Annotated in this window: 8 protein-coding genes and 1 tRNA gene; 2 read left to right on the top strand and 7 right to left on the bottom strand. The window is 42.4% G+C overall.

Going from position 1 to position 8,270, the window contains the following annotated elements:
* Positions 1–358 precede the first annotated feature (358 nt).
* Both PG766_RS16445 and PG766_RS16440 read left to right on the top strand, forming a co-directional pair.
* On the top strand, positions 359–1,729 hold the full coding sequence (locus PG766_RS16445) for a HipA domain-containing protein (protein WP_270591347.1): 1,371 nt from the start codon (positions 359–361) through the stop codon (positions 1,727–1,729).
* A 163-nt stretch (positions 1,730–1,892) separates the two neighbouring features.
* Positions 1,893–2,357, top strand: a complete 465-nt coding sequence (locus PG766_RS16440; protein WP_252201253.1) for an SPFH domain-containing protein — start codon at positions 1,893–1,895, stop codon at positions 2,355–2,357.
* Between the two features lie 226 nt (positions 2,358–2,583).
* Here the strand turns inward: PG766_RS16440 and PG766_RS16435 are convergent, their stop codons facing one another.
* From PG766_RS16435 to PG766_RS16405, 7 genes are all read right to left on the bottom strand, one after another.
* Positions 2,584–4,158 (bottom strand): IS1182 family transposase, encoded by a 1,575-nt coding sequence (locus PG766_RS16435; RefSeq protein WP_117835930.1) that lies wholly within the window; start codon positions 4,156–4,158, stop codon positions 2,584–2,586.
* A 94-nt stretch (positions 4,159–4,252) separates the two neighbouring features.
* Positions 4,253–4,335, bottom strand: a tRNA-Leu gene (locus tag PG766_RS16430).
* Positions 4,336–4,424: 89 nt separating this feature from the next.
* The gene (locus PG766_RS16425; RefSeq protein WP_117823453.1) at positions 4,425–4,898 is read right to left on the bottom strand and encodes an LURP-one-related/scramblase family protein; all 474 of its coding nucleotides are present in this window, start codon (positions 4,896–4,898) and stop codon (positions 4,425–4,427) included.
* Between the two features lie 9 nt (positions 4,899–4,907).
* Positions 4,908–5,453 (bottom strand): histidine phosphatase family protein, encoded by a 546-nt coding sequence (locus tag PG766_RS16420; protein WP_055156301.1) that lies wholly within the window; start codon positions 5,451–5,453, stop codon positions 4,908–4,910.
* Positions 5,453–6,373, bottom strand: a complete 921-nt coding sequence (locus PG766_RS16415) for a glycosyltransferase (RefSeq protein ID WP_118199862.1) — start codon at positions 6,371–6,373, stop codon at positions 5,453–5,455. Before PG766_RS16415 ends, PG766_RS16420 begins: the two co-directional genes overlap by 1 nt.
* Before the next feature lie 81 nt (positions 6,374–6,454).
* The gene (locus PG766_RS16410; RefSeq protein ID WP_270591343.1) at positions 6,455–7,993 is read right to left on the bottom strand and encodes an MATE family efflux transporter; all 1,539 of its coding nucleotides are present in this window, start codon (positions 7,991–7,993) and stop codon (positions 6,455–6,457) included.
* Between the two features lie 45 nt (positions 7,994–8,038).
* Positions 8,039–8,224 carry a DUF6472 family protein gene (locus PG766_RS16405; protein ID WP_117557673.1) on the bottom strand — a complete coding sequence of 62 codons (186 nt, stop codon included), beginning with the start codon at positions 8,222–8,224 and terminating at the stop codon, positions 8,039–8,041.
* Positions 8,225–8,270 lie beyond the last annotated feature (46 nt).

The following is an 8,270-nucleotide window of genomic DNA, read 5'->3' as shown; positions in this document are numbered from 1 at the left end:
GACGTCGTATAGCTTCTCTTCCAAGCAGAACACCTGAAGAACATACTGGCGGAAGGGAAGCGCATCCTCTCCAACACGGAAGGTACCGCGGGGCACGCGGGAACCGTGGCGGCTGTAACCGCCTAAACGCTCGGGGAGAGGACGTAAGACCCTAGAGGACCAATGTCGGTCCCAGACGGCAGACCTCACAGAACCGAGAATTCCCTGGTTTTAACTACGGGGAGTGTCAATTTAGCGGATTGGCCCTTACCATTGCTAAAACCAATGGTTTTACAACCGTTTTGGTAAATTATAAGCTGCATAGGACGATAGTATTATGCTATAATAATAGATATTGAAAAGAAAAGGGAGGAGCAGCATGACGAGAGAGACTAAAAGCTATGAGCTGAAGATCTATGATCAGAGCCTCATGAGATTCGAAGCTGCCTATGACGCATTCGGTAGTTTGAAACTGGAGATTACGGATATCGATTCGGCAAATGCGCATTTGCTTCCATTGAATTTAATTGTAGATCAAGATGAAAAAAGCCTTGCGAGTTGGATGGAAGGTAGAACCATTCCGAAAAACAGGGCATTTGTAGAGCAGATTCTTAGTACGGCAGGATTGACAAGGAATGATATCCTTGGAATTCTTGATGTATCCAAAGGGCTTTCCATTAACGATTCGTATTGGCTTGATGATGGGAAATCAGATGTTACCTTTGATGGAATCAATTTGTTCGACAATCGCTTTGATGAAGTATTGGGACTTGTAGCTTATACCGGGTACACGCCATCACAAAAGCATAAAGCGGGCGTTTCAAGTGAGTGGACACTGGGAGGGCAATTTCCGAAAGCAGTTCGACGGATTAACGATAGGCTGCTGTTGTTCAAAACAGGTACAAGCGGTGCCAGAAATCTTGGCAAAGAACCTTATTCTGAATACTTTGCAGCACAAGTCGCAAAACGGATGGGAATAGATCATGTTTCCTACGATTTAGAGATGTGGAAAGGGAAACTTGCGTCTGTCTGCGGACTTATGAATGACAAAGAAATTTCTTTTGTTCCATTTTTCGTTGCTGCTGGTGATGCGAGTTTCCCGGCAGCGTTATCGATCTTAAATGAGCTTGATCCAAAGATGGCATCGAAATACAGGACAATGGTTGTTTTTGATGCCTTGATCTGCAATCGGGATCGTCACGGCGGAAATTTTGGTATCTTACGGGAAAACAGAACAGGACGGCTGTTGGGATTAGCCCCGTTGTTTGACCACAATCTGTCCTTGTTTGCGCAAGATGACGAGACAGACTATGCGAATTTCCTTGATCGTTCAAATCGATATTACCTACCTGCAACAGCGAATATCGCCTTTGATGATATGGCTGGAATTGTTATGGGAGCGGAGCAGCATGAGCTTTTGCGCAGGATGATCGGTTTTGAGTTCCGGAATCATCCAACATATCCGCTTCCACAGGATCGGCTTGAAGCGCTGAACCACTATATTACAGAGAAAGTAAGGGAATTGCTACGGATTCCTATTGTGGATGAGCATGCGCTTTGCAAAGCGATGGAAGAGAAATTCAACGAGATCCAAGCAACAACCAAAATACCGATGCTTCTTGATTCCGTTAAGATGATTCACAAGAAAGGTCTTCCACTTAGCGAGAAGGCAGAAGCAGTAAAAAGAGGATCCAAAGTATTTGAAAATACGCTGAACAAGATTATTCCGGAAGAAGACCGTTGTAGGTAAAAGGAAAGGAACGATAGTGGAAGAAAAGGAACACGCCATCAAGTCGTAATGCAGAAAGAACAACGAAAAGGTCATCCGTTTGGGCGACCTTTTTTCGGCGCCATATTCCGGTATTATGGTATAATGGCCCCGTTCACCAAAGCATCAACAGAAAGGGAAAAAGATGCTTTTTGACTTGTTTGGCCCTCTGCTCGGACCGCTTTTAATCGTGATCATGGTGATCGTCGTGTTCGAGTCCTGTTGGAGGAAGTGCCCACCGGACAAATTGATGATCGTATCTGGATTCGGGCAGACGCGTAGCGTGTCAGGAAAGGGCACGTTCGTTATCCCCGGTCTGCAGCGTGTGGACACGTTGGCTCTCGGTGCTGTGCAGGTTCAGTTGTCGACGGAGAATGAAATCCCGACACAAGATGCGATTCTTATCCATGCTTGCGCTGTCGCAAATTTCCAGATTGGACAGACTCCCGAATTGATCGAGATAGCATCGAAGAATTATCTCAATATGGATAAGACCGAGATGACCCGTCAGGTCACCGAGGTGATGCTCGGAAAGATGCGCGAGGTTATCGGTCAGATGGATCTGAAGGAACTCATGTGTGACCGTGAGTCCTTTAACCATAAACGGTAATCGATACTTGGGAAGCCGAACGCAAGCAGCCTCTTTTAAAGCAGTTTCTTTAACAAGAGTAAGCGATGCAAATAAAGGCATAGGGACTCCAAGAAAATAGGGGATGTGAAAAAACTCGATTGAGTTTTTTTACATCCCCCTTTTTGTACCTGTTGTGTATAAATGACTGAAATCATGCGCAAAGAAAGTGCACTTCCCCTACCCCATAGAAATTCTTTTTTTGAATCTATGCGGCAGTTCTGTTTCTCATCTTTTTTTTCTGATATTTATATAGATTGTGGCCTATCGCCACGAGTAAAACTTCCAGTTTGACTGAATGAATACCTCTTCGGACAATTCTCTTGTACCAACGGTCGTTTTTCATAATTCCGAAAGTGCCTTCTGCTTGTATCGAACGGTTCATTCGTAATAACGCACCGTGGATACTTTCTAGGTTTTCGATTACTTCCTGATGCATGGAAGTTAATTCCTGATTGATCCGAACGGTTCGATTCTTATCTGTCTTCTTACATTTCTCTGCATATGGACATCCACTACAGTCTTCGCATTCATACAATTCTTCCTTACGTCCGTATTGATTTCCCCTCACATTTTTTCTGTATAAAAAATGGAATGCTTTATCGTTAGGACATCTCATGACACCTTGCTCATCAATTCTAAAGTTAACTGCACGAAATGGATCTTCATGATATTTCTGATTCTTAGTTTCCTTTTTAAACATTGGAAATTTCATATACTTTTCAATTCCGTTCTGTTCACAGAAAATATAATTGTTGTATGAGCCATATCCAGCATCTGCCACAGGATATTTGGGATAGAATCCATAAGTTTGTTTGAAGTGCTCCATCAAAGGAACGAAACAATCCATATCCGAACGATAATGGTTCACGTCAACAACTGCAATATATTCATCTGCTACACCAATCTGTACATTATATGCTGGCAGAAGCTGATCATTGCCCATGTAATCCGTTTTGATACGCATAAAGGTAGCTGAGTTATCTGTTTTAGAGTAACTGTTTCGATTAGGACCACAGATTTCAATTTTTTGTATGTATTCTTGAAGTTTCTGACAGAAAGTAGTCAAGTGTTCATAATGACGCTGTTCTTTGGACTTTCGCTTTCCACTTCCGTAAACAAATGTACTTGTATCCAGTTCCCATAAAAGTACTAGCTGCTCAACGATTTCATTCAGATAATCCGGTACATACTCCGGATTTGTTGTGATCTGCACCCCGCTCCATGCGATTTCTGCATTAATCTCCTCAATCTCCGCAGTGATTTTTTCGTAAAGCTTGTAACGGAACTTTTCGGTAGCCTTCTTCCATACCCAGGTATACTTGTTTGCGTTTGCTTCAAACTTGGAGCCGTCGATGTAGAGATGTTGCAGATCTACATGCTCATCGTTAAAGATAGCATGATTGATGTCGTTAAAAATGTTTTCAATCTTATCTTGAAGTATTTCATTGATGAAATATCCAAAGGTTCTGTATGACGGAGTCTGATGATCCATGAGATACATGAACCTGATATTAACTTTGCAGTTGTCTTCCAGTTCTCTCAGAGAGCAGTATCCGCTAGTCATAAATCCGAAAAGTACTGTTTTTAACATGTTGACTGGATTATATCTGAGTCGTCCGGTTGTGTACTCCGGAATATCCGTCAGATACTTGTTTAAATCGATTCCTCCCATCAATCTGTCAAATGTCAAAACAGGATCCAGCAGATCCAAACAATCTGAAAGAAACAGTGGTAAATATCCTTGTTTTGAATTACAATAATTATTGTGTAAAGTTTTCATCGCAAGTTAATTTTACCACAAAAATAGGACCTTTCGCATGAACGAATGGTCCTATTTCTTTTAGGGACTTATTTCACAGCCCCTTCTTTTATTATGCGGAAGATGGGACTTGAACCCACACGCCCTTGCGAGCACTAGAACCTGAATCTAGCTCGTCTGCCATTCCGACACTTCCGCGTCAACAAAAAGAATCTTATCACATACCAACCGGTTTGGCAAGTGTTTTTTATGTTTTTTTGACTTTTTTTACATTTCATTAAATTACATCAATTATTTTGAATGCAGTTTGCCGCATCAATTGTAATTACCAGAAGAAGTCCCATCAATTCATCTGCCGGATTTGCAAAATCCAGTACATAAGTATCTCCCCAGTGGAATAATTCTTTTGTAATATGTACCACAGGACTGCATGCTTCATAGATATCATAATTCCATCCCATGAAATCTCCTTCTACATGCCATCCATTAAACTCAACATCATACTTCGGTCGAAACAATGTAAAACGCTTTTCAATCCGTCCAAGTGTCTGCCCATTCACTTCAATTTCAAACACTGGAAGTAATGACATCACTTTTTCTTTAATCAACCCGAGTTCGTTCCCTGCCATATCATATACATGCAGCCGGTGTCCAAGCGACAAAAACTCTGCTTTTACAAAATACTTCGCATTTTCATTCTCATCATAAACATCATATGAATCTGTCCATGAAAAAACTCTCTGCTTAACAAGTAATTTCATACGCTACTCCTACTCCGGAAATTCATACTTCCTCAATTCGCAGTTCTTAATTCCAAATGCCGCAAACTCTTCATTCGTCATATCATAAAAATAAGACTGGATTACTCTGGAAATTCCATTATGTGCAACCAGTAGATAAACCTTATCATCCGCTTCTTTCCGAATATCATCCAGAAGATTGTAAATCCTCTGGCACAGATGAAGCATTGTCTCCCCGCCTTCAAAATGATTGATAAAGTTCTGTTTTGCCTTTTTGAACTCCTCCCCATTTCTCGGAGTGGACTCATATTTTCCAAAATTCTGCTCCTTCAGGCGCATCTCCTCACGCATCGGAATCCCTGTTACCTCCGAAATATGGCGCGCGGTCTCCTTCGCCCGGACAAGTGGCGAATACAGGATCTCGTCAATCTTTACGCCCTCTTCCTTAATCTTTCTTCCAAGCTCCATTGCCTGCTCATGTCCAAGCTCTGTCAGCTCGATATCTGTCGCACCACAGATTTTATTTTCCACATTCCATACAGTCTGTCCATGTCTTGTAAAATAAAAATGTCCCATTATTCTTTCTCCCAGTACGCTTTATTTGCCGAGCATTTCCGGACAAAATGTTCCGGTAAATGCGCATAATGTTTTCCAAAATGATAGGCAAGATACCGAACCGCACTTCGCGCCGCCACTTCACCTAAATATTCCTCCATATGATTCTGCTTCAGAAGCGCTGAAGTCACACGGACCAGCCGCATTCCTTCTTTTCCAGGTTTTGTATTTTCAATCATCTCCGGATGCTCCGCATGCGCAACCCCGATATCAAAGTTACGCTTCCAGAGTTCGCGCAGATTGTCATTGCGATAATACAGAATCTCAGCCTCTGGCGCATAAACCGTCTGCCAGCCCTTTTCCAGAAGTCTTCTCGCCGCGAGCATGTCCTCTCCGGCGATCATCCTCTTTCCAAAGCCTTCTGTCTCCAGATACGCACTTCTTCTGTACGCTGCGCATACATTAGAATTGAAAAATGTCCGGATTCCAAGCTTTCCGGTATCTTCCAAAGACTTTGTCATACCTTTCGGCGGATAGTTAAACTGTCTCACACAACACTCGATCGGACTGCATTCATCATCTGTCATATGCCTTCCATACACGACCGCCGTCCGCTCCTCTTTAAACGGTTCTGTCAGCTTCTCTACCAGATATCGGTTCTGTGGTATCGCCGTCTGTACCATAAAAATCACAATATCCGAATCCAGTTCCCGTAAGATCGCATCTCTGCTTCCTGCCCGGTCATATTCCTCCTTTGGAGTATATCGGACCTCAATTCTTTTATCCATATAGATTTCCGGGATTTCCCTATCAATCGGATTCTCATAAAGAACTTCAAGCAAAATTCTGTCCGGCATTACACTCTGTCTCAATAATCTCTCTATACTCATTTTCAGTCGTCCATCTGGTCGGAATACTGGAATAACAATCTCAATATTCAAGTCATCATCTCATTTCGTTTTTCTTACTAATCAGTATATACAAATTTTTTTCCAGCTTATATCCTGATTTACTTACAACCATTATGCTGCATATTCTTCTTTTTTCTTCCTGTCCATCGCGGAAAGTTCCTTAAGCTCCCTCACCATGAAATATCCGCAGACGATTGCTGCTGCCGCATCTGCAATTGGTCCGGCATACATAACCCCGTCAATTCCCATAAACAATGGAAAGATCACGATCAGCGGCAATAAAAAGAGAATCTGTCTTGTCAGGGACATAAATACACCCAGCTGCGATTTTCCGATGGAGTTGAAAAAGTTCGATGTAACCGGCTGGATTCCATTGATAAGCGTAAGGAACATATAGATCCGGAAATACCGCTCTGAAAACTGAAAATACAGCTCACTTCCCGAACCAAATACGCTGATGATCTGTCTCGGGAATACCTGGAAACAGAAAAATGCAATTCCGGAAAGAACGGTTGCAGTTCCAAGTGCGAGCAGGTAGCTTTTCCGTACCCGTTCATACTTCTCTGCGCCATAGTTGAAGCCGATAATCGGCTGGATTCCCTGGGAAATTCCGATAACAAATGACATAAAGATCATATTTACTTTTGTAATGATCCCGGCACAGGCAAGCGGAATGTCACCGCCATATACAGACTGTGCTCCATAATGCGACAATGTATTATTCAGTACGATCTGTACGATCGTCATTGCAATCTGGTTAAAGCAGGCACTGGCACCGAATTTGAAAATATTCTCGATATGTCTTCCCGTCATATGGAAACTTTCCTTTGTAAGCCGGATCGTTTTAAAATGGAACATATACCGCAGACTGATGCAGAACGAAACGATCTGTCCTATGATCGTAGCAAGTGCTGCGCCCCTCATTCCCATCTGCAGCCCAAAAATAAAAATCGGATCCAGAATTGTATTTACAATAGCACCCACCAGCATAGATGTCATCGAATACCGCGGACTTCCATCCGCAAGGATCAGCTTACTCATCCCTGTATTTGCGATCAGAAATGGAAAGCCAATTGCCGTGATCCGTGTATATTCCTGTGCATACGGAAGTACCTCCGATGTGGCACCGAAGAATTTCAGCATCGGAGTCAGAAAAATCGTCGTTACTGCAAAAAGTGCAATCCCGAAAATTGCCATCAGGCAAATTCCATTTCCCGCATACTCTGCAGATTCTTTTTCTTCTCCTGCACCAAGCTTCAATGAAAAATTGGTCGCACTGCCGATTCCAAGCAGCAGTGAGATTGCCGTACAGGAAGTAGAAAGCGGAAACGCAATATTCGTTGCTGCATTTCCCAGCATTCCCACACCCTGACCAATGAAAATCTGATCTACAATATTGTAAAGAGCTGTTACCAGCATGGAAATAATGCATGGAATCGCAAATCCAACCAGTAGTTTTGATTCCTTTTCATACCCAAGCGGATTGTCCTGCTCATTCACTGTATTTGCCTTTTTATCTCTCACCTTTATAGCCTCCTCCAGATGTTCATATATAAATGCCGCTGTCTCACTTAGTATCATCGTTCCATTTATCCGCTCCGCAGCTTCTCCTCTTTGAACAAGTACAAATTCATCTATTACCTGACGCATTACAAAATTCTGTGTTTTTTATACTTTTACTCCATCATCTACAATTTACATCTGTTTTCTGACGACTCTGTATTCATCTCCAGATCTGTAGTAAGGGCACTGATAATGCTTATCCGTCAGAAACCGCATCATCTCATCCTCATCCAGGTCTCTGTCACACGTGTAACATTCATATTCATCATCGTAAATATAAAATGTACAGGTGTCACAACAGCTCGCTGTATTTGCCATAACCTGCCGTTACTGAAAACTTATAAAAAGTTACAAACTTCTATGT

Origin of the sequence: Coprococcus sp. LG101-27, from assembly GCF_027695515.1 — a bacterium.
Classification (GTDB): Bacteria; Bacillota; Clostridia; order Lachnospirales; family Lachnospiraceae; genus Allocoprococcus; species Allocoprococcus comes.
Note: the sequence above shows the minus strand (reverse complement) of the source record. Positions and strands in the feature narration are given on the sequence as shown.

Coding starts and splice junctions, on each gene's coding strand:
- PG766_RS16405 (WP_117557673.1), bottom strand. CDS start 8,224: ATGGCAAATACAGCGAGCTGTTGTGACACCTGTACATTTTATATTTAC.
- PG766_RS16410 (WP_270591343.1), bottom strand. CDS start 7,993: ATGCGTCAGGTAATAGATGAATTTGTACTTGTTCAAAGAGGAGAAGCT.
- PG766_RS16440 (WP_252201253.1), top strand. CDS start 1,893: ATGCTTTTTGACTTGTTTGGCCCTCTGCTCGGACCGCTTTTAATCGTG.
- PG766_RS16420 (WP_055156301.1), bottom strand. CDS start 5,453: ATGGGACATTTTTATTTTACAAGACATGGACAGACTGTATGGAATGTG.
- PG766_RS16425 (WP_117823453.1), bottom strand. CDS start 4,898: ATGAAATTACTTGTTAAGCAGAGAGTTTTTTCATGGACAGATTCATAT.
- PG766_RS16435 (WP_117835930.1), bottom strand. CDS start 4,158: ATGAAAACTTTACACAATAATTATTGTAATTCAAAACAAGGATATTTA.
- PG766_RS16445 (WP_270591347.1), top strand. CDS start 359: ATGACGAGAGAGACTAAAAGCTATGAGCTGAAGATCTATGATCAGAGC.